This is a genomic window from Sapientia aquatica, from assembly GCF_004358105.1.
Lineage (GTDB): Bacteria > Pseudomonadota > Gammaproteobacteria > Burkholderiales > Burkholderiaceae_D > Solimicrobium > Solimicrobium aquaticum.
Window position 1 is genome coordinate 215994 of the sequence record NZ_SMYL01000001.1, and the last position, 23183, is coordinate 239176.

The following is a 23183-nucleotide window of genomic DNA, read 5'->3' on the forward strand; positions in this document are numbered from 1 at the left end:
AAGAATTTAATCATGCAATTTTCTGAAAACTGGTTGCGCACCATGGTGAACCCTGACATGGGTTCGGATGCATTAGCTCATTTATTAACGATGTCCGGTTTAGAAGTCGAAGAGACCGAGACGGTTGCACCTCCGTTTACTAACGTGGTTGTTGCTTCTGTCGTGTCGTTGGAGAAGCACCCAAACGCGGATCGTTTAAACGTCTGCCAGGTCGATGCGGGAACTGGTCAATTATTAACCATTGTCTGTGGTGCGCCGAACGTGCGCGCTGGTATGAAAGTGGCTTGCGCTAAAGCCGGAGCGATCTTGCCTCCGGGCGTTGATGGTAAACCATTTGAAATTAAAGTCGGCGAACTACGTGGAGTGCAATCACAGGGCATGTTGTGCTCGGCGCGCGAATTAAAATTATCCGAAGATCATGCGGGCTTGATGGATTTACCTAGCGACGCGCCTATCGGTACATCAATCCGTGACTATTTGGATTTGGATGATATTAAATTCACGATTAAATTAACCCCGAATAAAGCGGATTGCTTGTCCGTATTAGGTGTCGCGCGTGAAGTTGCCGCGCTGACTGGCGCTGCATTGCACGTGCCAAGCGCAAAGCAAGTGCCTGTCACCTTATCCGACGTGTTGCCGGTTAAAGTTAGCGCCCCCGATCTTTGCGGACGCTTTGCTGGTCGCGTAATTCGTGGCGTAAATGCAAAAGCTCCCACACCAGATTGGATGAAGCAGCGTCTGGAGCGCGCCGGTCAGCGTCCGATTTCGGCCTTAGTGGATATTTCGAATTATGTGATGCTCGAATTGGGGCAGCCTAGTCATGTTTTTGATTTAGATAAACTCAGCGGCGGTATTGAAGTGCGTTGGGGTAAAGAGGGCGAGACAATCAAATTATTGAACGGCAATACCGTCAATGTTGATCCTTGGATTGGCGTAATCGCTACCACGGACGAGCCGCCGATTTTGGAATCGTTGGCCGGTATTATGGGCGGTGACGCGACCTCAGTAAGTTTAGATACGCAAAACATTTATTTAGAAGCCGCGTTCTGGTGGCCGAGTGCCATTCAAGGGCGTGCGCGCCGCTTTAATTTCTCCACCGATGCGGCGCATCGTTTCGAGCGCGGTGTTGACTTTGGTACGACCTTGGCGCACCTAGAACGGATTACCGATTTAATCGTCACGATTTGTGGCGGCCAAGTTGGCCCGGTTGATGATCAGATCATTAATTTACCTACTCGTCCAGCCGTAAAGTTGCGCACGGCGCGTGCGGTTAAAGTCATTGGCGTACCGCTAACGGATGCACAAATTGCGGATATTTTTAATCGCCTAGGTTTGGAGTTCACGCAAGAAGCCGATGGTTTCTTGGTTAAGCCACCGACCTACCGTTTTGATATTGAGATCGAAGAAGATTTGATCGAAGAAGTCGCGCGCGTGTATGGCTTTGAAAACATACCCGCATTGCCTCCAGTCGCTGCGTCAGCGATGCGAATCTTGCCGGAAAATACCCGTTCATTATTTAAAGTACGCCGTCAGATGGCCGATTTGGATTACCAAGAAGTGTTGAACTACAGCTTCGTTGAAGCCGCTTGGGAAATCGATTTTGCGAATAATTCCAATCCGATTAAAGTACAAAATCCAATCGCTAGTCACATGAGCGTCATGCGCAGTAATTTGATCGCCAGTTTGGTTGCCAATGCGCGCTACAACTTGAACCGAAAGATAAGTCGTGTTCGGATTTTTGAAATCGCGTCGATTTACTTGCGCGACGAATCCATCCAAGACGGCGGCTTAACTGTTGCTGGTTACAACGAACCGAAAAAATGTGCAGGATTAGCATATGGTCCTCAAGCCGACGAGCAATGGGGGCAAGCCACTCGCCAAGTTGATTTCTTTGATGTTAAAGCCGACATCGAACTGCTGTTCGCACCAAAAGTTTTACGGTTTAGTAAAGTTGAACATCCGGCTCTGCATCCAGGGCGCTCGGCTAAGATTGAGTGCGAAGGCAACGTTGTCGGCTTTTTAGGCGAACTCCATCCTGCTTTGCAGCAAAAATACGATTTGCCGTTAGCGCCAGTGGTATTTGAATTGGATGCGGCAGCGTTGCAAGCGGTCGATGTTCCAGTATTTCAAGAAATTCCTAAGTTCCAAGCGGTTACGCGCGACTTAGCATTGCTGGTCAATCAGAGCGTAAGCGTTCAAAACGTGCTCGACGTATTCAACCAAGAATGCCGCACTAATCCAGCCTGCCAGCATGTGCAAGCTATTGTTTTATTTGATGAATATCGTGGAAAAGGATTGCAAACGAATGAAAAAAGCCTTGCATTCCGTTGCACCTTACAAGATACTCAGTCTACTTTGCAGGACGAGGTTGTTGAAGCCGCGATTGCAGCGTTATTGGCGGCAGCACAAACTCAATGTGATGCCAAATTACGTTCCTAATTTGATGGATAGTATTCTCAGCAACGAACTCACGATAACAATATGAATGCAATTGTGCATAATTTAGACGAGCTAGATGTGGGACAACATAGTGCAATGATGAGCGACGAAATTTCTACCGAACCACAATCCGAATTAGATGCGAATTTGAGCCGCGCCATGCAAGAAGCGCGTGCTCGGATGCTGGCCGCAAAACAATTGTCCACACTCACCAAAGCAGAGCTGGCGGAGTTACTGTTTGAGCAGGTCGGCTTGAACAAGCGTGAAGCCAAAGATATGGTGGAAACTTTTTTCGATGAAATCCGCAATGCGTTGGAGCGCGGTGAAGCCGTGAAATTATCCGGCTTTGGTAATTTTCAACTGCGTGATAAACCGCAACGTCCAGGCAGAAATCCAAAAACCGGCGAAGAAATTCCTATCTCCGCGCGCCGCGTTGTGACCTTCCACGCAAGTCAAAAAATGAAAAACATGGTTGATCAAATGTCCGATCAATTAATTTCACATGATTCTGTTTAAATCTTAATTGGATGGCTGAGATGATTGAAGCTTTGCAGAAAGACGAATCGTTTGTATTGCCAGCCATACCGGCTAAGCGTTATTTCACCATAGGCGAAGTCAGTGATTTATGTGGCGTGAAAGCGCATGTTTTACGTTACTGGGAACAAGAATTTTCCCAATTAAAGCCCGTCAAGCGTCGCGGAAATCGTCGTTATTATCAGCACCATGAAGTTTTACTGATTCGCCGTATCCGCGAGTTATTGTATGAGCAGGGTTTTACAATTAACGGCGCGCGTAACCAACTAGGCGGCAATCTTGGAATGGAAATGAAAGCGCCTAAGCAAACGCCAGAATTAAAATTATCGGGTGAAGAAGTCGAAGAATTGAGAACCGAGTTGCTTGATATTGTGCAACTGTTGCGTTTATAGCAGTGAAAAATGGCCTTTTAATATTTTTTGTGGGAAATTAAATTTATTCTCATAAATATCGTGGCGTTTTTAGTTTATGCAGTATAATTGTTTATCGTTGAAATTCTAGGTAGTAGTGCAGTATCAGTCTGTCATTTCTTACTTGGTTGAAACGATCTAACGGGCATATGCCCACTTAACTGAAATAGGAAATTGTAATGGCAACAGGTATTGTTAAATGGTTCAATGATTCTAAAGGTTTTGGTTTCATTACTCCAGACGAAGGCGGCGAAGATTTGTTTGCTCACTTCTCAGCTATCCAGTCAGCTGGTTTTAAAACTCTGAAAGAAAACCAACGCGTTTCTTTCGAAGTAACTACTGGCCCTAAAGGCAAACAAGCTTCAAATATCCAAGGTATCTAAGCTTAGGCTTTTATCTGGTATTAAAATTTGTGGAAAATCCCTGCTTCGGCGGGGATTTTTTTTGCCTAAAACTTTTTGAACTTGACTCAAATTCGCTTTGCGTAAGCAAGACGGCTTTGCTGTCCGTCAATGCAATTGAGATGGCGCAACGATTAGCTTTCTTGATTCCAGTAATTTGGCGCGCTATACGCATGCCGCAAAAAATCAACAAACAGCCGGATGCGCAAAGGCAAATGTCGTTTTTGGGCGAACACCGCGTAAATGTCGTGATCTGGTGCTGTAAATTCATCTAACACAGACACCAACTTTCCCGTGGCCAATTCGGCGCCGACTTCCCACATCGAGCGCCAAGCTAAGCCTTTTCCAGCCAAGGCCCAATCGTGCAACACTTCCCCATCGTTGCAAACCATATTGCCGGATACTTTGATCGTAATATTTTTGCCATTTTGACGAAACGTCCAGCCGCGTTGGCTGCCATCATTATTAAAGGCTAGGCAGTTGTGTTCAGATAAATCGGCTAATGTTTTTGGTGTCCCATAACGTTTTAAATAAGTTGGCGCAGCGACGACGACGCGTTTGTTGTCGGCGAGTTTTACCCCGATTAAATTCGAATCATTTAATGCGGCGATGCGAATGGCAATGTCCACGTTGTCGCCAATTAAATCCACGAATCGGTCATTGAGATTTAACGTAACATGAACTTGCTGATGTTCGGCTAAGAAGGATGGGATTAGCGGTGCGACATGCTGGCGACCGAACCCTGCGGGGGCAGATATAGTGAGTTGGCCAATCGCGCTTGTGTTGCGCTCAGAAACAGCGGCTTCGGCTTCTTCCAGTTCGGCTAAGATGCGCTGGCAATCTTCTAAGAATGCTAGGCCTTCGTTGGTGAGTGCAATTTTTCGTGTGCTACGCTGTAATAGCTTTACCCCCAAACGTTGTTCCAGTGCATCGATCCGGCGGCCTATCATTGAAGGGGCGACACCTTCGGCGCGGGCTGCGGCGGATAAGCTACCTTTGGCGACGACTTCGGAGAAGGTTGAGATTTGTTTAAATTGGTCCATTTGATTCCATTCCTAAGGCAGCAACGACAAACACTATCATCGCTGATTCATCACTTTTATGCAAAGATGATTTTATAAAATTAGTTATTTAACCTATTTGGTATCGAATATACTTTACTAATACTAATGGGAATTCCCCGCCATAAACGCACTAAATTAAGCTAAATCAAATCACGCATTCGCATTACGTTTATATTTTTCATAATAACTTTGGAGCACCTACTATGACGCAACTTCAACTTCCCGCAGGAATGGAAATTACCGGCGAAATCAAGCCAGGTTTTGCCGACATTCTCACGCCAGATGCATTGGCCTTGATCGCTAAATTGACGCGTGCTTTTGAGCCACGTCGCCAAGAATTATTAGCCGCTCGCGTCGTGCGCGCAGCGCGAATGGATGCTGGTGAACGCCCTGATTTCTTGCCTGAAACGGCGCATATTCGCAATGGTGACTGGAAGATCGCCCCGATTCCAAAAGCGTTGGAATGCCGCCGAGTAGAAATTACTGGCCCAGTCGAACGCAAAATGGTGATCAACGCCTTGAACTCTGGCGCCGATAGCTATATGACCGATTTTGAAGATTCCAATACGCCAAATTGGGATAACCAATTGACCGGCCAAATCAATATGCGCGACGCCGTGCGCAAGACAATTAGCTTGGAACAAAACGGTAAATCGTACAAATTAAACGACACGACCGCGACCCTGGTGGTGCGTCCACGCGGTTGGCATTTGGATGAAAAGCATGTGTTGGTGGATGGCAAGCGTATCTCTGGCGGTATTTTTGATTTCGCCTTGTTCATGTTCCATAACGCCAAAGAGCAATTGGCGCGCGGTGCTGGCCCGTATTTTTATTTGCCAAAAATGGAATCGCATTTAGAGGCGCGTCTGTGGAACGATATTTTTGTCATGACACAAAATGAACTTGGTTTGCCACAAGGCACGATCAAGGCAACCGTGCTGATCGAGACGATAGTGGCGGCGTTTGAGATGGACGAAATCCTCTATGAATTGCGCGAACATAGCTCCGGCTTAAACGCAGGTCGTTGGGATTACATTTTCTCGTGCATTAAGAAGTTTAAAAACGACAAAGATTTTTGCTTAGCCGATCGCGCCAAAGTCACCATGACTGCGCCGTTTATGCGCGCTTACGCTTTGCTGCTGCTCAAAACCTGCCACAAACGCAATGCCCCAGCGATTGGCGGTATGGCAGCGCTAATTCCTATCAAGAATGATCCTGAGAAAAATGATGTTGCCATGGGTGGCGTGCGCACCGACAAAGCGCGTGACGCGACCGACGGCTACGACGGTGGTTGGGTTGCGCATCCGGGCTTGGTTGATTTGGCGATGACTGAATTCAAAAAAGTGTTGGGCGACAAGCCAAATCAAATCGACAAGCAACGCCCTGACGTCAATGTTGTTGCAGCTGATTTGCTCAACTTCCAACCAGAAACACCGATCACTGAAGCCGGTTTGCGTTACAACATTAACGTCGGTATTCATTATTTAGGCGCTTGGTTGGCCGGTAACGGTTGCGTTCCTATTCACAATTTGATGGAAGATGCGGCGACGGCGGAAATTAGCCGTTCTCAAGTCTGGCAGTGGATTCGCTCGACCAAAGGCGTGTTGGAAGATGGTCGTAAAGTGACCGATGCAATGGTTCGTGCGATGATTCCTGAGGAGTTAGCCAAGGTAAAAGCGTTGGTGGGCGAGGGCGCAACGTATGATCGTGCAGCGCAAATTTTTGAAGAGATGTCGACTTCCGATAGCTTTGCAGAATTTTTGACATTACCGTTATACGAAGAAATTTGATTCGCTTGTAGTGGGTTGTTATAAGACGCGCCAGTTACTTGGCGCGTTTTTTTTCGTCTGCTTGAACTCGATTGCTTGAGATTACTGTTAATTCGATTATTAAATTACGTTAAATTTTTGTGAAAATGGAACTTTATTTAACAAAATAATGTATCTTAGGCACGATTGTCTGGCGGCAAAATTGCTCGGCAATAACGTAAAAGCCCAATTCAAGGCAGATCAACATACCCCGATTCAATCGAAAGGCATACATCATGAAGCAATATGGAGCAGAATTTTTTGGCACGTTTTGGCTAGTGTTAGGCGGCTGCGGGAGCGCGGTATTGGCGGCGGCTTTTCCGGGCTTAGGAATTGGATTTGTCGGTGTTTCACTGGCTTTTGGTTTGACGGTGCTGACGATGGCTTATGCGATTGGGCATATCTCGGGTTGCCATTTAAATCCTGCTGTTTCGATTGGACTGTGGGCGGGTGGGCGCTTTCCAGCATCTAAATTGTTGCCGTATATCGTGGCGCAAGTTTTGGGCGGCATTGCTGCGGGCGGGGTGTTGTATTTGATTGCCAGCGGCAAAGCAGGTTTTGATTTGACGGGCGGGTTTGCTTCTAACGGTTACGGTGAACATTCTCCCGGTAAGTTTTCATTGCAATCGGCCTTCATCTGCGAAGTTGTGATGACGATGATGTTTTTGGTGGTCATTTTGGGCGCGACCGATAAGCGCGCTCCAGCTGGATTTGCGCCGTTGCCGATTGGTTTGTGCCTAACTTTGATTCACTTAATCAGTATTCCGGTGACGAACACGTCGGTTAATCCTGCGCGCAGTACCGCGGTGGCTTTGTACGTGGGTGATTGGGCGGTATCGCAGTTGTGGCTGTTCTGGGTTGCTCCGATCATCGGCGCGTTGTTGGGCGCGGTGGTGTATAAATTTATTGGTAGCGAAGAGTAAGCGGCGTTCGTAAAGTTTCTTTAAAGTTGGGTACAGAGCAGGCTCCAAATTGAGCCTGTTTTTATTTAACGGCTTCCAGTTCGGTGGAGCCTGGCGCAGTAGTGTAGACTTGGCGATCTTTATTTTTTGGGCTGAGTAATCATGACAACCAACGACAATAACGCCTCGCATGCTGAATCCGGCAACGACCGTGCGGCTGTTTTAGCGCAGACTCAAACTTGGGTGGAAAAAGCGGTGATTGGCTTAAACCTGTGTCCATTTGCCAAAGCAGTGCAAGTCAAAAAGCAAATTCGCTACACCGTGACCGAGGCGACGTCAGTCCGTGAACTGCACACTATTTTGTCGGATGAAATTCAATTGTTGCTGGAGGCGGATCCGGCCTTAATTGAAACCACCTTGCTGATTCATCCACATGTGTTAAATGACTTCTTGGATTTCAATGATTTTTTGGATGTGGCCGATGAATTATTGGAAGAGCTCGATGCGGACGGTGTTTTGCAAATTGCCAGTTTTCACCCAGACTACCAATTTGCCGGTAGCAAGCCCGATGATATCGAGAATTACACCAATCGTTCACCGTTTCCGACCCTGCATATTTTGCGCGAAGAAAGCATCGATCGGGCAGTGGATTCTTATCCTGATACGGACGACATTTTCCAAAAAAATATGGATACATTGAATAAGCTCGGATTGGATGGCTGGAAGAAATTGTTTGTTGAGCCAAGCGCTGAATAATCTAAGCGCATAGGCGTAAAAAAAGCGTGTGTAATTTGATTTACACACGCTTTTTTTATTCGTTAGATACGATTACTTTTGGTGTTCAGGACCTAATTTGAATATCTTGTAAATCGCGACCAAGATAAACAAGAAAGTAAAACCAACATACAGTGCAACGCGCGTTTCTTCAAACCATGCTAGCAAGCCAACCACAAAAGCTAGGAAGGACAGCGTGAAGTAAGAACTGAAAGGCCACAACCACATGCGGTATTTCAATTTCGCGTTTTCGTCAGCGGACAAGCTACGACGGAATTTAAGTTGCGCTAACAAAATCATGATCCAAGTCAAAATACCGGAAAACGTTGCAATCGAAGTTACGATGGCGAACACTTTTTCTGGCATCACGTAGTTCAAGAACACGCCAATCATCAAAATGATGATGGTTGAAATCAACGCGATGTGTGGCACGCCGCTGCGGGAAATACTGGTAAAACTCTTCGGTGCATGACCGTTTTGGGCCAAGCTAAACAACATCCGACCAGTGCTGAAAATACCGCCATTGCAGGAAGACAGGGCAGCAGTGATCACGACAAAGTTAATAATACCAGCCGCTGTTTTGATACCTAAACGCTCAAACGTCATCACGAATGGGCTGCCTTGTGTACCGATTTGGTTCCAAGGATAGATCGACAAGATCACGAACAACGCGCCGACGTAGAACAACAAAATACGCCAGAACACTGAGTTAGTTGCTTGTGGAATTGTTTTTTCTGGGTTGCGTGCTTCACCAGCCGTTAAACCGATCATTTCCACGCCAAGGTAGGCAAAAATCACCATTTGCAGCGACATCAACACACCTTGAACACCGTGTGGCATAAAGCCGCCGTTAGTCCACAAGTTAGAAATACCTAATGCCACGCCATTGTTACCAACGCCAAAAGCGATAATGCCAATACCACCGAAAATCATGGCGATAATAGTGACGACTTTGATGAGCGCGAACCAAAATTCAAATTCGCCGAACGCTTTAACAGCGATCAAATTGACACTACCCATCGACAACAACGCAGCCAACGCCCAAATCCAGCGCGGCATGTCGGGGAACCAGAAGCCCATGTAAATCGCGACGGCCGTGATTTCTGCCACACACGATACGATCCACAAGAACCAGTAATTCCAGCCAGTGATGTAACCTGCCATAGGACCTAAATAATCCTGCGCATATTTACTGAACGAGCCAGCGACAGGAGTATGCACTGCCATTTCGCCCAAAGCGCGCATGATGCTCAAAATGGCGATACCACCGATTAAGTACGACAACATAATGGCAGGACCGGCCATCTCGATTGCCTTCGCGGAACCTAAAAATAAACCAACGCCAATACAAGCGCCCAAGGCCATCATACGAATATGACGCTCACTTAGATCGCGCTTTAATTCCCCATCCCCAGCGGACGTGTTTCCAAGATTGCTCATGTCTATTTCCTATAATTTTTATGAAAAAACGAGACGGATTGTAACTGATTTGGGTATTTCTACCAGTAACTTTTGCAGCTAATAGTTCTTTAACGTTGGCACGTACTCTGATTTACAACGCCATTTTGATGCTTTAACTTTGTTAACGAATTTAGTGCGGTCAAGCGCTGATATTGCCTAATTTTCTTGACCTCACGAGCAGAGTTTGGACTGTCTATTTGGTTCACGTTCGACAGTCCATTTATTGCTTATTTGCTCTTACTGTTGCTGTTGTCGGGCAATACTTGCAACACGACGCCGGACGGCAATTCGGATGTATGGAATACCCGCTGTGTCGCCTTTTGGAAATCTTCCGGTTTGGCGTGCGGAATATCGACGAAGGTTTGAGGATTCAAATCAATCAACGGGAACCACGAACTTTGGATTTGCACCATGATGCGATGTCCGCGTCGGAAAGTGTGATGCACGTCGGCCATGTTGTAGCTAATGGTCTCCACTTTGCCGGGCGTAAATGGTTCTGGTGTTTCGAAGCTATGACGGAATTTGCCGCGCAGTGGATCGCCGCGCACCAATTGTTGGAAACCGGCTAAATTGAAGGCAGGGGGCGGCACATCTTTACCGCGTTCCTTGGCGTCAGCGTTAGGATATTCGGATGGATAAACGTCGATTAGTTTCACCACCCAATCGCTATCGGTGCCAGTAGTGGATACAAATAATTTTGGTGAAACTGGACCAGCCAAGGTGACATCCTGTTCTAACGGCTCAGTGCGATAAGTGAGTACATCGGGACGGCTGGACGCAAAGCGTTGGTCTGAGACCATGTATTCCTGCGGCACGCCGGTGGCGACATAACTAATATACGGAACTGGTTTTTTAGGGTCGCTCACGTATTCGTCATACGAGGTATCTTTGGTCCCTTGTGGAGCTTGCCAAGTCAATTCGCCATGAGCGCCAAAATACAGCGTCTTGCTTTGTGCTTCTTGCGGTGGCCAGGCCGAATAATTGCGCCAAACGTTGGTACCTGTCTCGAAGGCAAATACTTCCGGAGTGGATTTATTTGGCACGCCTTTTAAGTTCTGTTCGAAAAATGGGAATTGAATTTTTTTACGGAAATAGTCGCCAGTCTTGCTATCAAAACTCACGTTACCCAAACTAGCACCATCGTTACGCGCCCAGCCGCCATGTACCCACGGGCCCATTACCAAGCCGTTATAAATGCCGGTGTTATTGCGTTTGATCGATTTGTAGGTGGTGAGTGGGCCTTGCAAATCTTCCGCGTCGTACCAGCCGCCCACCGTCAACACGGCTGCGTGGATATTCTTTAAATGCGGCGCGATGTTGCGCGTTTGCCAGAATTGGTCGTAAGTGGAATGTTCAATCGTTGGCTGCAACAACTCGCGTTGATTCGGTGTGAGCGTACTAAGAATATTAGGCAAGTTTTGATGCGCTAAAAAGAATTCGTAGCCGTCGCTGGTACCGTAATCAAATCCGCTCCAGTGTTTTGGCAGTGGAGTTGGATTTTTTTGCTCGGTGAAGGCGGAATAAAAATCAAAGTTCGCCGCCAACATAAACGCGCCGCCATGATATGAATCGTCGTTCATGAATAAGTCAGTCACTGGTGCTTGTGGCGAGGCGGCTTTAATTGCCGGATGCGAATTAATAATGCTGGCGGAGGTATAAAAGCCCGGATACGAAATGCCTAAAATCCCGACTTTGCCATTGTTGTTGGGTACGTGTTTTAGCAACCATTCGACCGAGTCATACATGTCTTCGCTCTCGTTACCTTCGCCTTTTTCTCGCTTAGGATTAACGTGCGGCGTCATTTCTTGCCACTTGCCTTCGGACATATACCGTCCGCGCACATCTTGCTTGACGAAGATGTAGCCGCTTTTTTCAAACTCGACGGAAGGGCCAATTGATTTTGGGAAGTAACTTACTCCGTAATGCAGCTCGCCTTGCGAATTTACCCCTGCGCTATAGGGCGTGCGTTGGAATAAGAAGGGATAGGATTTGGAGGAGTCTTTAGGGAGATACACGACTGTGAACAGATGAACTCCATCGCGCATCGGTATGTTGAATTCGTATTTGGTGTAATGCTCTCGGACAACGTAATTGGGCGATGCGGCATCGTCATCTTCATCCTCAGCGCTGGTGGCAACGGTGGCGGCGTGTTTATTATTTTCGGCGGCATGCGCCTGAGCATAAAACTGCGCTATGCTTAATAGGATGAGAACGGCCAAGCTCTGGGTAAGTCGCTTTTTTAGGCTTATGGTTAAAGTCATCATTTTTCATTTCCGATAAGAAAGATTCACATATTGCCAGAAAAAAACGTAGTTTGGCTAAGTTCTTGGTGTGATTCGAATTGACGCCCCGTTTGCCGTGGCGGGACTGAGGAATTGCTGTGAATGAAATGTAGGGAAATGTGTCAAATTGTTTCGCACTGTTTAAGTTATGTGAAGTTGTAATTGATGGCGCGAAACATTTTACGATTAAACTGGTTCGGGCATAATTCTGCCAGCTTTGTGGATGTCAACCATTCAAACAGTGGCCCGTTAAGTGGCCATGCATGAACATTGTCAAACCAACTCATGCATTCATTTTTCAATCTTTACTACTTATTGAATTACTTAATAAAGGGAAGTGTTATGAACAAAATAGCAAAATACATCGCAGCCGTTGCATTAGTTGTAGGCTGTGTTCCGCTGACTTCAATGGCTTACGATTTACCAGGCAAACATCCAGGCTATTTGCATTCCTTGACGGACTTGCGCACCGCACGCTGGTTCTTGGAGCACCAAGCCGGTGACGCCAAGGTGTACGCCGGTGAAGATGTCGCGATTAATGCCATCGATGCTGCAATCAGCGAAATCAAAAAAGCGTCTATCGATGACGGCAAAGATTTGCACGATCACCCACAAGTTGACGTGAAAGAGCACGGCAGCCGCTTATTGAAAGCGATCGAGACTCTGAAAAAAGCGCACGCTGATATCGATAAGGAAGAGGACAATCCAAATGCACGTGAATTACGTCATCGCGCATTGGAGCACATCGACCGTGCGATTCACGCAGCCGAATCTGCACACGCTGAATGGTTGAAAGAGATGCACTAATCGGTGACATCGTTTGCTGCCACATGAATGGGTGGCAGCAGAAATAAAAACGCGGTCAGAGTGAATTCTGACCGCGTTTTTTATTGCCCTAACTGACGACTATTGAAGCGTTACAGCACTTCACTCGCATGATCGGCCAAGCGTGAACGCTCGCCGCGTGCCAAAGTAATGTGGCCACTATGCGCCCAACCTTTGAAACGATCCACGACATAGGTCAAGCCGCTGGAACCTTCGGTTAAATACGGCGTGTCGATCTGCGCGATATTGCCTAAGCAAATAATTTTGGTGCCGGGACCTGCGCGGGTGACCAAGGTTTTTACTTGTTTCGGCGTCAGATTCTGTGCCTCATCGATGATCAGGAATTTGTTCACAAATGTGCGACCGCGCATAAAGTTCAGTGATTTGATTTTGATCTTAGAACGAATCAAATCTTGCGTTGCTGCGCGTCCCCAATCACCGCCGTCGTTGTCGGATTTGTTGAGCACTTCTAAGTTATCGTCGAAGGCGCCCATCCACGGCGACATTTTTTCTTCCTCGGTGCCGGGCAAGAAACCGATGTCTTCACCAACCGGAACGGTCACGCGCGTGACGATGATTTCGTTATAGGTTTTGGTTTCCAAAACTTGCGCTAAACCCGCGGCAAGGGCCAACAAGGTTTTACCCGTTCCAGCTTGACCGAGCAGGGTGACGAAATCGCATTCGGGATCCATCAACAAATTGAGCGCAAAGTTTTGCTCGCGATTGCGCGAAGTCACGCCCCAAACACTATGACGCGCATTGCCGAAATCACGCAGCGTTTGCAGCACCGCTGTTTTGCCATTGATTTGACGTACTTGGCCGTAGAACGAGGATTCGCCGTTGTTCGGTTCCAAATACACGAATTGGTTGACCAATAAATTGCCGATAAATGGGCCGGTTACGCGGTAGAAGGTGTTGCTAACTCCATTGCGGCTTTCTTGCCACGATTCCATCCCTTTGCCGTGTTTGTTCCAAAAGTCGAGTGGCAATTGGACTAATCCTGTGTAGAGCAAGTCAGAATCTTCCATGACGTGGTCATTGAAGTAGTCTTCTGCTGGCAAACCTAAGGCGCGCGCTTTGATGCGCATGTTGATGTCTTTGGACACCAGCACAATCGGGCGATTGGGGTATTCAAGCTCTAAGGCGCGTACCACCGCCAAAATTTGATTGTCGGCTTTGCCAACTGGCAAACCTTGCGGCAGATTGATGTTTTGTAGCTTGGTTTGGAACAGCAAATGGCCTTTGGCTTCTTTGTTGCCGAGCTTGGATAAAGGAATACCTTTGCTGATTTCATCGTTGTCATCGTCACCGACCAACGCATCCAATGAGCGCGACACTTGGCGCGCATTACGCGCCACTTCGGACATGCCTTTTTTGTGATTATCCAGTTCTTCCAGAGTAATCATCGGTAAATACACGTCGTGCTCTTCAAAACGGAATAGGCATGACGGGTCGTGCATCAATACGTTGGTATCGAGCACAAACATTTTCGTCTTGCCCGATTTGTCGGCGGCTTTGCTGGCACCGGATTTATGGCGCGTTGTGACCGATGCGTTGACTGCTGCGGCGTCGGCGCTCGTTGCTTTGTCCGCTGGAGCTGCTTTAGGCGTGGCAACGGGAGCTTTGGCAATTGGTGCAATGTTGTGGTTGATGGAAACAGGCTTGGTCAATACGGCAGGTTTTGATCTTGCTTTAGCAGGTTCATTGGCAACTGAGAGATTCGCTTTGGATGCTGATTGAGAATTAACGGATTTCGCTGCCGATTTTGTACTAGCCTTTGGATAGTCTTCTTTGGACAAAATCACGGCTGGTTTAGTTGGCATTTTAGGAAGTGGCATTAGGACCCCAATTTACACAGTTGGAAATGAAAAAAAGCCGTTCAGAACATGCTGGCATGTCCCGAGTACGGCCTTTCGATAGGTGGTTTTGTTGTTCAATTAATTAGAGGCACTCACAAATTCCAGAACATCATCTACATGCCCATTTACTTTGACTGCACGCCATTCTTTCACTAATTTAGTATTGCCGTCAATCAAAAAAGTGCTGCGTTCAATTCCGCGAACCTGTTTGCCGTACATGCTTTTCATCTTCATGACGTCGAACATCGCGCACAGAATTTCTTCTGGGTCTGAAATCAACTCGAAAGGCAATTCCAGCTTGGCTTTGAAGTTCTCGTGGGAGCGCAAGCTGTCGCGGCTAATGCCAAAAATTTCGGTATTAGCGGCTTGAAATTGCGGATACAGTTCGCGGAACGCAATACTTTCAGTGGTGCAGCCGGGCGTATTGTCTTTTGGGTAAAAATACAAGACGATGTTTTTGCCAGCATAGTCGGATAAGGTAAAAGTTTTTCCGCTCGTCATTGCAGCGGAAAAGTCGGTCACGCTTTTGTTGAGGCTAACTGTCACCGTGTTCTCCTGTGGGTAGTAGTTGATGTGTTATTCAGTTTGCCGCTTCCGAACTAGTTTTATCCCTTGGTTATGCCACGATCAATTCACCTGATCGGCCGGGGAGTTCTGCCCAGTGGAGTGGACGGCTTGGTAATTCGGTGTGTTGCTGTGCAATTGCTTGAGCATATTCGGCCATCGAGGTGCACTGATAACCTTGTGCTTTCCATCCAATCAGCAATTTTTCGAATATGGGGGCAAGTTTTTGCCCTTCAAGCTCTGCGTGTAAGGTAAATACGTGGTCTCTCGGCTGCTCGGTCAGTTTTAAAATGTGTTCGGCAATGTTATCTAGCTCAATACTGCTGCCATTGATGTTGCGGCCTAGCAGCTCGTCTAGCGTTGGCAGCGTAGTCGGCATTTGGATGCAGTGCAATATTTTATCGTCAATGGCTAGGCGATAAGGACCTATTTCCGGTTCAAACAAACTGCCGTCGTCATTTAACTGGGCGCGACCATCGGAGGCATAGTCCATGCCTAATTTGTCCAATTCAGCAAACGCATAGGGATTCATCTGCCAGCCAGCCGCGCCATGGGTTTTTGGGGCGAAGCCGAAAATTTCTTGAAAGCGCTGGGCCGATTTTTGCATCTGTTTTTGGGTCCAAGCCGCGCCGCGGTTGCGGACATTGTCCTGCCAATACACGTGATCCCACGTATGAATACCACATTCAAAGCCGGCTTGCGCCACTTCACGCAGTTGCTCGGCGCAGGTCAGGCCAATATCCGGTGCGGGCAATAACACGCCATACATCAGCGTTTTCAGGCCGTAATGTTCTACTACCGAAGTACGCGATACTTTTTGAAAAAAACCTGGCTTAAATGCGCGGCGCAGCGCCCATCCGGTGTGATCGGGGCCGAGCGAGAATAAAAAAGTGGCATTCGCTTGATGTTGGGTCAATAAACGCACCAAATTAGGCGTGCCTTCGCGGCTGCCTCGATAAGTATCAACGTCAATTTTTAGCGTAATGGTGGGCATGGTGTTCCGAACTGAATTTTAACGACGGGATAAAAAAACGCTGCTGGAATACGTTGTAAGCGCATTCGAGCAGCGTTGATTGCGGCACAGAATTAATCCATCAAGGCGCGCGCTTGAGCGACTTGGCTGCGGTAAGCGTCGAAAATATTACGCATCGTGTCTGGCATCGTGGTGTGCGGCGCCCATTTCAATTCTTCTTTGGTATTGGTGATTTTTGGTACACGGTTTTGGACGTCTTGATAGCCCTTGCCGTAGTATGCCGCCGATGTTGTTTCCACGATTTGAACTTTTTTCGCGGTATCAGCGTATTCCGGATATTCCGCCGCCAACTCCAGCATCATGGTCGCTAATTCGCGGATCGAGAAGTTGTTGTCTGGATTACCGATGTTGTAAATCTTACCGGTGGCAACGCCGCCTTCGTTAGCGATAATTTTCATCAACGCATCAATACCGTCGTCGATATACGTGAATGCACGTTTTTGATGACCGCCATCAACGAGCGAGATGTTTTCACCGCGCACGATGTGACCAAAGAATTGGGTTACAACGCGTGAGCTACCTTCTTTTGGTGTGTGGATCGAATCCAAGCCAGCGCCGATCCAGTTAAATGGGCGGAAAAGAGTGAAATTCAAATTGTCTTCCATGCCATAACCCCAGATCACGCGATCCATCAGTTGCTTGGCACAGGAGTAAATCCAACGTGGCTTGTTGATTGGGCCGCAGACTAATTCGGATTCTTCTGGATCGAATTCCTCGTCGTGGCACATGCCATAGACTTCGGAAGTTGATGGGAATACCAAGTGTTTGCCGTATTTGGCTGCGGAACGCACTATAGGTAAATTGGCTTCAAAGTCCAATTCAAAGACGCGCAATGGTTTTTTAACGTAGGTCGATGGTGTTGCAATCGCCACCAATGGCAGGATGACGTCGCATTTTTTAACGTGGTACTCAACCCAATCTTTATTGATGGTGATGTCGCCTTCAAAAAAGTGCATACGTTCGTGGTTGAGAATGTCACCGATGCGATCGGTTTGCATGTCCATGCCATAAACATGCCAATCGGTCGTTTCTAAAATACGCTTAGAAAGGTGGTGACCGATGAAACCATTAACGCCAAGAATGAGGACTTTTTTCATGAGGAGCTCTTTTTAAATTGAAATTGGGCTGCGTAGGCAACGTTGGGTTAGCTAGCGCTAAATTAGCTTGATTCTAGTAACTGTTTGCATGTTTCGGGGCTAATTACTTTGCCCTCATAGATCAGTTCAGCGATGTTAAGCGCTTTCTCGTCACCACATACGCCAAAGATGACATTATCCACTACACATATGCCTTGCGGCAAATTTGCTTTCGGTAAAGCTGTTAAACGTGCTTTTTTAATAATGAAGCGGTGGCCGTTTTGATCAGTAAATGCACCGGGGTAGGGTGGAGCGACTGCGCGGTGCAAGTTATAGACTTGCTGACCAGTTTGTTGCCAATTGATACGGCCATCTTCTGGCTTACGTCCGCCAAAATAACTACCTTGGCTTAATTCATTGGTAATTGTCGGAGCCGTTCCGGCCAATAATTGCGGAATCGCATGCCAAAGTGTTTGCTCGGAAGCAACGGTTAATTTACCGAATACATCAAACGCGGTGTCGTCGGGCAGAATCGGGACAGCGGTTTGGGCAATGATCGCGCCGGCGTCGGGTTTGGCTTCCATCGCGTGCAAAGTTGCGCCGGTTTCGGTTTCGCCGTGCAATACCGCCCAATTAACTGGAACGCGGCCGCGATATTTGGGCAGCAATGAACCATGCAAGTTGTACGCGCCGCGTTTTGCCAGGGCTAATAAGTCCACTGGCAGCATGTTGCGGTAATAAAAGCTAAAGATGAAGTCGGGCGCTAATTCCTTGACGGCATTAAATAAGGCATCGGCTTCTGGCTCAAATAAGGTGGGAATACCGTGTTCAGCGCACAGCGCCGCAACCGACTCAAACCAGATCGTTTCATTTGGATTGTCATTGTGCGTGACGACCAAAGCAATATCGATTCCCCGCGCCAGCAATACTTTGATGCTATGAACACCAACGCTGTGGTAGGCAAACACCACAGCGCGATTGGCTAAATGCGCGTCAGTCATTCTGTTCCAAGATGGTTTGCACTACAAAGCGTGGTCGACCGCGCACTTGCTGGTAAATGCGACCAACGTATTCGCCCAATAAGCCGATCCCGAATAGCACGGTACCAATTAGGAAGAATGAAATGGCGAATAAGGTGAACACGCCTTCGGCTTCCGCGCCCAGCACAAATCGGCGGATCAGGAGCAAGAAAACCAAGGCGCCGGAACCCGCCGAAAGTATCATTCCAAACATGGAGAAAAGTTGTAATGGCACGATAGAGAACCCCGTCATTAAGTCAAAGTTGAGACGAATTAAGCTGTAGAGCGAGTACTTCGATTCTCCGGCTGAGCGTTCCTCGTGCTCGACAGTGATTTCAGTCGGATTGCGTGAAAAGGTGTACGCCAACGCAGGAACAAAGGTATTCATCTCGCTGCATTGGTTAATCAAATCGATCACATTGCGGCCGTAGGCGCGCAGCATATTGCCTTGATCGGTGATTTTGATGCGGGTGATTTTTTCGCGGAAGCGATTCATGGCTTTGGAAGCCCACGTACGCCACACGGAATCTTGCCGTTTGCGTCGAATGGAGCCGACGTAGTCGTAGCCTTCTTGCATTTTTCTGACCAAGGCACCGATCTCTTCGGGCGGGTTTTGTAAATCCGCATCGAGGGTGACGATAATGTCGCCGCGTGTGGCCTGAAATCCCGCCAAGATTGCCATGTGCTGACCGTAATTGCCGTTAAACAGCACAACCCGCGTCACGTCGGGGCGCAAGCGGAATTGGTCGGATAAGATTTCAGCGGATTTATCACGGCTGCCGTCATTGACGAAGACAACTTCGTAGCTCACGCCTTCTGCCGCTAGCTTGTCGAGCGCGGGATACAGGCGCGCAAACAGTTTAGCAAGACCGGCTTGCTCATTGTAAATAGGGATGACAACAGAGAGTTCTGGTTTCATTGAGTGCATTGTTGTTGTGAACAGGGACATTGCCTTGCCGAGTTTAGATTGAGCTTAGATGAGCGCGGCGTTTTGATTAAACGCCGTCGCTAAACACCATTGCACAACTCAATCTTTAGACCAGTATAGTAAGCACTTTTGAAATGACAACTAGGCTGAAATTTCTCTTTGGCAATGTTTCTATTTAGAACTAAATTTTAATAAAGGCAGGATTTTACCGCAGCTACCACTCTTTCGACATCTTCCTTTTGCAGGGCGTTAAACATTGGCAACGTTACGGTTTGGTAGCCAATATGCTCAGCGACGGGGAACATGCCCTCTTTAAAGCCGCGCTCGCGGTAAAGCGTGAACAAGTGAATTGGCGAATAGTGATAGCCCGTACCGATGTTGAATTCGGCCATTTTCTTCATAAAGTCAGCGCGCACGATACGTTGTGGCAAAATGATTTGGAATAAATGCCAGTTGCTGTTTTCTTTATCGGCCACCGGCAATTGCGCGCCGCTCTTTGCTTCAAAATCCGGCCCAAAGCAGTCGAAATAATGATGCGCCAAACTGCGGCGGTGCGCGGCAATCGCATCGATGTGCGGCAATTGACCTAAGCCTAAGGTCGCAGCAATGTCGGTCATATTGTATTTGCCGCCGAGCACGTCAACGTCGATGCCATCGACGCCGCTACGGGTAACGCCTTGCAAGCGGTATTTCTCGGCCAAGCGCGCTTCTTCGGGCGTATTGACTACCAAACAGCCGCCTTCGGAAGTGGTGAGGTTTTTATTGGCTTGGAAACTAAACGAGACGAAATCACCGAACGAGCCAATTGGTTTGCCGTTCCAGCGTGAACCCAGCGCTTGCGCCGCATCTTCGACGATACGTAAGTTGTATTTCTTCGCCAGCGCGTACATTTTATCCATGTCCATCGGCAAGCCCGATAAATAAACCGGGATGAACGCTTTGGTGCGCGGTGTGATGGCGGCTTCGACTTTGTCTAAATCGAGATTGCGCGTCACTGGATCGATGTCGGCAAATACCGGTGTCGCACCAACTTCAATAATCACGTTTGCCGTTGCAACCCAAGAAATTGGGGTGGTAATGACTTCATCGCCGGGGCCGATGCCTGCGATACGCAGTGCGATTTCCATGGTGCAGGTGCCGGAGTTAAACGTGCGCACGATGCGTCCGCCAAGATATTCGGACAACGCTGCTTCAAACGCCTGTACTTTTGGGCCAGACGTGAGCCAGCCGGAGCGCAATACATTGCCGACTTCGGTAATCGTGGCTTCATCAATAGAGGGGCGGGAGAACGGCAAAAAAGGTGGTTTAACTTCGTTTGTCATAAAAAATCCTGGTGAGAATTAATCATCGTTGAGCGACTCGGTGCATCGCCCAGCGTCTTAGTTAGTTGGTGTTGTTGGATTCGGTGCGGCAAGTTTGGACGAAACAATAATGCGCCGCGGGTCTTGCGCAATGATGCGCATCGTCATTCCTTGCTTGATCAACTCAGGGTACACATCGGGATTGAGAATCGCCATGGCGGTGACATTGCTGGTTTGGAGTTCGCGCCATTTGGTGACGAAATCGTCTAACTTAGGAATCCACAACTGCGGCTCTTGTTGCAAGCCGAATTCCATTTCATCTGGGTGTTTAACGAGGATCGTGGTGTGGCGCAAATAGAACGGCAAGGCTTGTTCGTATTGATCAACCGCATAGAGCCGCATCTCGGGCGTCAGCTCTGCTTTAATTGCCGCCAGATGCTTGGTTCCAGCTCGGTATGCACCTAGCGGTTCGTAGCCCAGCATCAGAATTTGACCGCTCAAAAAACCAGCCCAAGCTAATACCCAAACGGCTTGATGTTGTTTATCGCGCACTAGACGCCAAGCGCCAATTCCAGCGCCTATCATTATTAGCGAGGCGACTAAGATGTAGGGTAAATAGGCTTGGTGCAGCGGCTGTTCGAAATTATTTTGATTAATGAAGGACAGCTTGTCGGAGAACATCCACATGCCAAATCCTCCCAGTCCAAATATCGTCATCAATGCGCTTGTCGCCGTAATTGAACGCAAAGCTGGGCGCTCCAAATACATCGCAATCAGTAACGCTAAGGCCGGGAAAATCGGCAGGATATAAGACGGTAATTTTGAGCTAGAAATGCTAAAGAAAAAGAAAATAAACGCGGCCCAGATCAGCAAAATTTTACCCGGTTGGAAGGTGCTAGCCTGTTGTTTAACGCCGCCCCACAGGCTTTGAAATACGATTCCCAACCAAGGGAAGATCCCGACGATCAGCATAGGAATAAAGTAGTATGCCGGTCCATCGCGGTGATGCACTTTGCTGGTGAAGCGTTCCCAATGTTCGTGGATAAAAAAGAAATGCGGGAATTCAGGATTGGCTTGCGACACCAACACAAACCAAGGCGTTGTCACCACAAAGAATAGCAATAAGCCTTTGATCAAATGTAAGCGCAACCAAATACGCCAATCGCGTGCAGCAACGGTGTATAACACCAACACGGCGCCGGGCAAAACAAAACCCATGAGACCTTTTGACATCGTCGCCAACGCCATTCCGAGCCAACATAACAACATGCCGTTGCGCTGCTCCGCTGGGCTTGCACCATCGCGTTGACCAAGCAGAAGTCCGCACAAAGCGAGGGTCATCATTCCAGATAAGCCCATGTCGAGCGTATTGACGTGACCAAAACCAGCCCACCAAAACGACGAAGCCAACACTACCGCCGAGGTGACGCCTACGCGTTGATTGACTACTTTGGTGCCGGTATAGCCGACCAAAAAAATCCCAAATAAGGCCGATAAGCCAGTCCACAACCGCGCTTGCCATTCACCTAAACCAAAGGCTTCAAACGTTAAGGCGTTCATCCAAGTTTGTAGTGGTGGTTTTTCAAAATACTTAATCGCGTTTAAACGCGGAGTAACCCAGTCACCGGTCGCCACCATTTCTCGCGCCATTTCGGCGTAACGGCCTTCGTCGGTTGGCACTAAAGTGCGTGCGCCCAGCATGTAAAACCAAATACCTAAAAAGACAATGACGCTAAGCCAAAACCAGATCGAAAATAGTTTGGAGCTTGTTCCGGGAAGGGTGCTGGCGTGGGATGGATTGGTCATTATTGTGCGGCTTCCTCATGGTTGATGATGAGTGCTAAGGCCACCTTGCGGCCCTCGGTCATTAAAATATTGTAGGTGCGACAGGCGGCCTGGCTGTCCATACATTCCACACCGATGCGCTGATTAATTAGGCTGGCGGTGAGTTTAGGATGGGCGAAGCGTTGTTTGTTGCCAGTTCCCAAAATCACCACATCGGGTTTGAGCGCGGCAATGGTTTGAAAATCTTGCTCAGTCAATTCGGCAAAGCTGCGCACTGGCCAAACCACTGGAGCTGACTCCGGCAAGACCAATAAGCTGTGTTTAAACGTGATTGCGTTGATTTCAACGCTGTGCGCATCGTAAGCCGTCACTGTTTGGTATTTTTGATTGATGGTGTTATGGAGCTTCATCGGGTGCCAATTCCATTAATTCGCTTGCGTTCGTAGTTGACTAGTTGCGTTCGAGCGGCGCGCGTGTTTTATAAATCACCACGCTCCCAAGATTTAACATTGCCTAGACGGAATGCCGCGGCAACGAATTGCGCTGTCAATTACACATAAAATAAATGCGCATTGTAGCGTTTTTCCGAATAAAAATCGGTAATCCCCTCACACAATGCTTGATTTAGCGGCTTCACACGGTCACAATTGACCGCTCCAATAAATAGGTGCAGCGCAGCATTTTTGCCGCGCACTTGTGTAAGGAGCCGTGTTGAAAT

General features: G+C 47.9%; 20 protein-coding genes. 8 read left to right on the forward strand and 12 right to left on the reverse strand.

Going from position 1 to position 23183, the window contains the following annotated elements; translation table 11 throughout:
• Positions 1 to 12: 12 nt before the first annotated feature.
• The 4 genes from pheT (at position 13) to E2I14_RS01040 (ending at position 3766) form a co-directional block, all read left to right on the forward strand.
• Positions 13 to 2439 carry a phenylalanine--tRNA ligase subunit beta gene (pheT, locus tag E2I14_RS01025; RefSeq protein WP_133324558.1) on the forward strand — a complete coding sequence of 809 codons (2427 nt, stop codon included), beginning with the start codon at positions 13 to 15 and terminating at the stop codon, positions 2437 to 2439.
• A gap of 159 nt (positions 2440 to 2598) precedes the next feature.
• Positions 2599 to 2955 carry an integration host factor subunit alpha gene (locus tag E2I14_RS01030; protein ID WP_454877242.1) on the forward strand — a complete coding sequence of 119 codons (357 nt, stop codon included), beginning with the start codon at positions 2599 to 2601 and terminating at the stop codon, positions 2953 to 2955.
• Positions 2956 to 2975: 20 nt separating this feature from the next.
• Positions 2976 to 3365 (forward strand): MerR family transcriptional regulator, encoded by a 390-nt coding sequence (locus E2I14_RS01035; protein WP_133324560.1) that lies wholly within the window; start codon positions 2976 to 2978, stop codon positions 3363 to 3365.
• A 197-nt stretch (positions 3366 to 3562) separates the two neighbouring features.
• Positions 3563 to 3766 carry a cold-shock protein gene (locus E2I14_RS01040; RefSeq protein ID WP_105532692.1) on the forward strand — a complete coding sequence of 68 codons (204 nt, stop codon included), beginning with the start codon at positions 3563 to 3565 and terminating at the stop codon, positions 3764 to 3766.
• Positions 3767 to 3918: 152 nt separating this feature from the next.
• Here the strand turns inward: E2I14_RS01040 and E2I14_RS01045 are convergent, their stop codons facing one another.
• A complete protein-coding gene (locus E2I14_RS01045; RefSeq protein ID WP_133324562.1) occupies positions 3919 to 4827 on the reverse strand; it encodes a LysR family transcriptional regulator in 909 nt (302 codons plus the stop codon).
• A 224-nt stretch (positions 4828 to 5051) separates the two neighbouring features.
• Between E2I14_RS01045 and aceB the strand changes: the two genes are divergently transcribed.
• From aceB to E2I14_RS01060, 3 genes are all read left to right on the forward strand, one after another.
• Positions 5052 to 6638, forward strand: coding sequence for a malate synthase A (gene aceB, locus E2I14_RS01050; protein WP_133324564.1), 1587 nt, complete (start codon positions 5052 to 5054; stop codon positions 6636 to 6638).
• Positions 6639 to 6892: 254 nt separating this feature from the next.
• Positions 6893 to 7579, forward strand: a complete 687-nt coding sequence (gene aqpZ, locus E2I14_RS01055) for an aquaporin Z (protein WP_133324566.1) — start codon at positions 6893 to 6895, stop codon at positions 7577 to 7579.
• A gap of 141 nt (positions 7580 to 7720) precedes the next feature.
• Entirely contained in the window at positions 7721 to 8314 is a 594-nt protein-coding gene (locus tag E2I14_RS01060; protein WP_133324568.1) for a DUF1415 domain-containing protein, read from the forward strand.
• A 72-nt stretch (positions 8315 to 8386) separates the two neighbouring features.
• Here E2I14_RS01060 and E2I14_RS01065 read toward each other — a convergent pair whose 3' ends face one another.
• Positions 8387 to 9772, reverse strand: coding sequence for an amino acid permease (locus tag E2I14_RS01065; RefSeq protein WP_133324570.1), 1386 nt, complete (start codon positions 9770 to 9772; stop codon positions 8387 to 8389).
• A gap of 248 nt (positions 9773 to 10020) precedes the next feature.
• A complete protein-coding gene (locus E2I14_RS01070; protein ID WP_227544547.1) occupies positions 10021 to 12057 on the reverse strand; it encodes a CocE/NonD family hydrolase in 2037 nt (678 codons plus the stop codon).
• A 360-nt stretch (positions 12058 to 12417) separates the two neighbouring features.
• Here E2I14_RS01070 and E2I14_RS01075 point away from each other — a divergent pair, with 360 nt between their 5' ends.
• Positions 12418 to 12882, forward strand: coding sequence for a hypothetical protein (locus tag E2I14_RS01075; protein ID WP_133324572.1), 465 nt, complete (start codon positions 12418 to 12420; stop codon positions 12880 to 12882).
• 110 nt (positions 12883 to 12992) lie between these two features.
• On the opposite strand, the gene E2I14_RS01080 is transcribed toward E2I14_RS01075, so the two are convergent.
• From E2I14_RS01080 to E2I14_RS01120, 9 genes are all read right to left on the reverse strand, one after another.
• Positions 12993 to 14738, reverse strand: coding sequence for a PhoH family protein (locus E2I14_RS01080; RefSeq protein ID WP_133324574.1), 1746 nt, complete (start codon positions 14736 to 14738; stop codon positions 12993 to 12995).
• Between the two features lie 99 nt (positions 14739 to 14837).
• Positions 14838 to 15305, reverse strand: coding sequence for a peroxiredoxin (locus E2I14_RS01085; RefSeq protein WP_227544548.1), 468 nt, complete (start codon positions 15303 to 15305; stop codon positions 14838 to 14840).
• 70 nt (positions 15306 to 15375) lie between these two features.
• A complete protein-coding gene (locus E2I14_RS01090; protein WP_133324576.1) occupies positions 15376 to 16317 on the reverse strand; it encodes a polysaccharide deacetylase family protein in 942 nt (313 codons plus the stop codon).
• A 92-nt stretch (positions 16318 to 16409) separates the two neighbouring features.
• Positions 16410 to 17453, reverse strand: coding sequence for a bifunctional UDP-4-keto-pentose/UDP-xylose synthase (locus tag E2I14_RS01095; protein WP_133324579.1), 1044 nt, complete (start codon positions 17451 to 17453; stop codon positions 16410 to 16412).
• 62 nt (positions 17454 to 17515) lie between these two features.
• Positions 17516 to 18433, reverse strand: a complete 918-nt coding sequence (locus tag E2I14_RS01100) for a formyltransferase (RefSeq protein WP_133324581.1) — start codon at positions 18431 to 18433, stop codon at positions 17516 to 17518.
• Entirely contained in the window at positions 18426 to 19370 is a 945-nt protein-coding gene (locus E2I14_RS01105; RefSeq protein WP_133324583.1) for a glycosyltransferase, read from the reverse strand. Before E2I14_RS01105 ends, E2I14_RS01100 begins: the two co-directional genes overlap by 8 nt.
• Positions 19371 to 19567: 197 nt before the next feature.
• The gene (locus E2I14_RS01110; RefSeq protein ID WP_133324585.1) at positions 19568 to 20701 is read right to left on the reverse strand and encodes a DegT/DnrJ/EryC1/StrS family aminotransferase; all 1134 of its coding nucleotides are present in this window, start codon (positions 20699 to 20701) and stop codon (positions 19568 to 19570) included.
• 57 nt (positions 20702 to 20758) lie between these two features.
• A complete protein-coding gene (locus tag E2I14_RS01115; RefSeq protein WP_133324587.1) occupies positions 20759 to 22486 on the reverse strand; it encodes a glycosyltransferase family 39 protein in 1728 nt (575 codons plus the stop codon).
• Complete coding sequence (locus tag E2I14_RS01120) at positions 22486 to 22875, reverse strand: Mth938-like domain-containing protein (RefSeq protein ID WP_133324589.1); 390 nt, start codon at positions 22873 to 22875, stop codon at positions 22486 to 22488. The genes E2I14_RS01115 and E2I14_RS01120 overlap by 1 nt, the downstream gene beginning before the upstream one ends.
• Positions 22876 to 23183 lie beyond the last annotated feature (308 nt).

Coding starts and splice junctions, on each gene's coding strand:
- pheT (WP_133324558.1), top strand. CDS start 13: ATGCAATTTTCTGAAAACTGGTTGCGCACCATGGTGAACCCTGACATG.
- E2I14_RS01030 (WP_454877242.1), top strand. CDS start 2,599: ATGCAAGAAGCGCGTGCTCGGATGCTGGCCGCAAAACAATTGTCCACA.
- E2I14_RS01035 (WP_133324560.1), top strand. CDS start 2,976: ATGATTGAAGCTTTGCAGAAAGACGAATCGTTTGTATTGCCAGCCATA.
- E2I14_RS01040 (WP_105532692.1), top strand. CDS start 3,563: ATGGCAACAGGTATTGTTAAATGGTTCAATGATTCTAAAGGTTTTGGT.
- E2I14_RS01045 (WP_133324562.1), bottom strand. CDS start 4,827: ATGGACCAATTTAAACAAATCTCAACCTTCTCCGAAGTCGTCGCCAAA.
- aceB (WP_133324564.1), top strand. CDS start 5,052: ATGACGCAACTTCAACTTCCCGCAGGAATGGAAATTACCGGCGAAATC.
- aqpZ (WP_133324566.1), top strand. CDS start 6,893: ATGAAGCAATATGGAGCAGAATTTTTTGGCACGTTTTGGCTAGTGTTA.
- E2I14_RS01060 (WP_133324568.1), top strand. CDS start 7,721: ATGACAACCAACGACAATAACGCCTCGCATGCTGAATCCGGCAACGAC.
- E2I14_RS01065 (WP_133324570.1), bottom strand. CDS start 9,772: ATGAGCAATCTTGGAAACACGTCCGCTGGGGATGGGGAATTAAAGCGC.
- E2I14_RS01070 (WP_227544547.1), bottom strand. CDS start 12,057: ATGATGACTTTAACCATAAGCCTAAAAAAGCGACTTACCCAGAGCTTG.
- E2I14_RS01075 (WP_133324572.1), top strand. CDS start 12,418: ATGAACAAAATAGCAAAATACATCGCAGCCGTTGCATTAGTTGTAGGC.
- E2I14_RS01080 (WP_133324574.1), bottom strand. CDS start 14,738: ATGCCACTTCCTAAAATGCCAACTAAACCAGCCGTGATTTTGTCCAAA.
- E2I14_RS01090 (WP_133324576.1), bottom strand. CDS start 16,317: ATGCCCACCATTACGCTAAAAATTGACGTTGATACTTATCGAGGCAGC.
- E2I14_RS01095 (WP_133324579.1), bottom strand. CDS start 17,453: ATGAAAAAAGTCCTCATTCTTGGCGTTAATGGTTTCATCGGTCACCAC.
- E2I14_RS01100 (WP_133324581.1), bottom strand. CDS start 18,433: ATGACTGACGCGCATTTAGCCAATCGCGCTGTGGTGTTTGCCTACCAC.
- E2I14_RS01105 (WP_133324583.1), bottom strand. CDS start 19,370: ATGAAACCAGAACTCTCTGTTGTCATCCCTATTTACAATGAGCAAGCC.
- E2I14_RS01110 (WP_133324585.1), bottom strand. CDS start 20,701: ATGACAAACGAAGTTAAACCACCTTTTTTGCCGTTCTCCCGCCCCTCT.
- E2I14_RS01115 (WP_133324587.1), bottom strand. CDS start 22,486: ATGACCAATCCATCCCACGCCAGCACCCTTCCCGGAACAAGCTCCAAA.
- E2I14_RS01120 (WP_133324589.1), bottom strand. CDS start 22,875: ATGAAGCTCCATAACACCATCAATCAAAAATACCAAACAGTGACGGCT.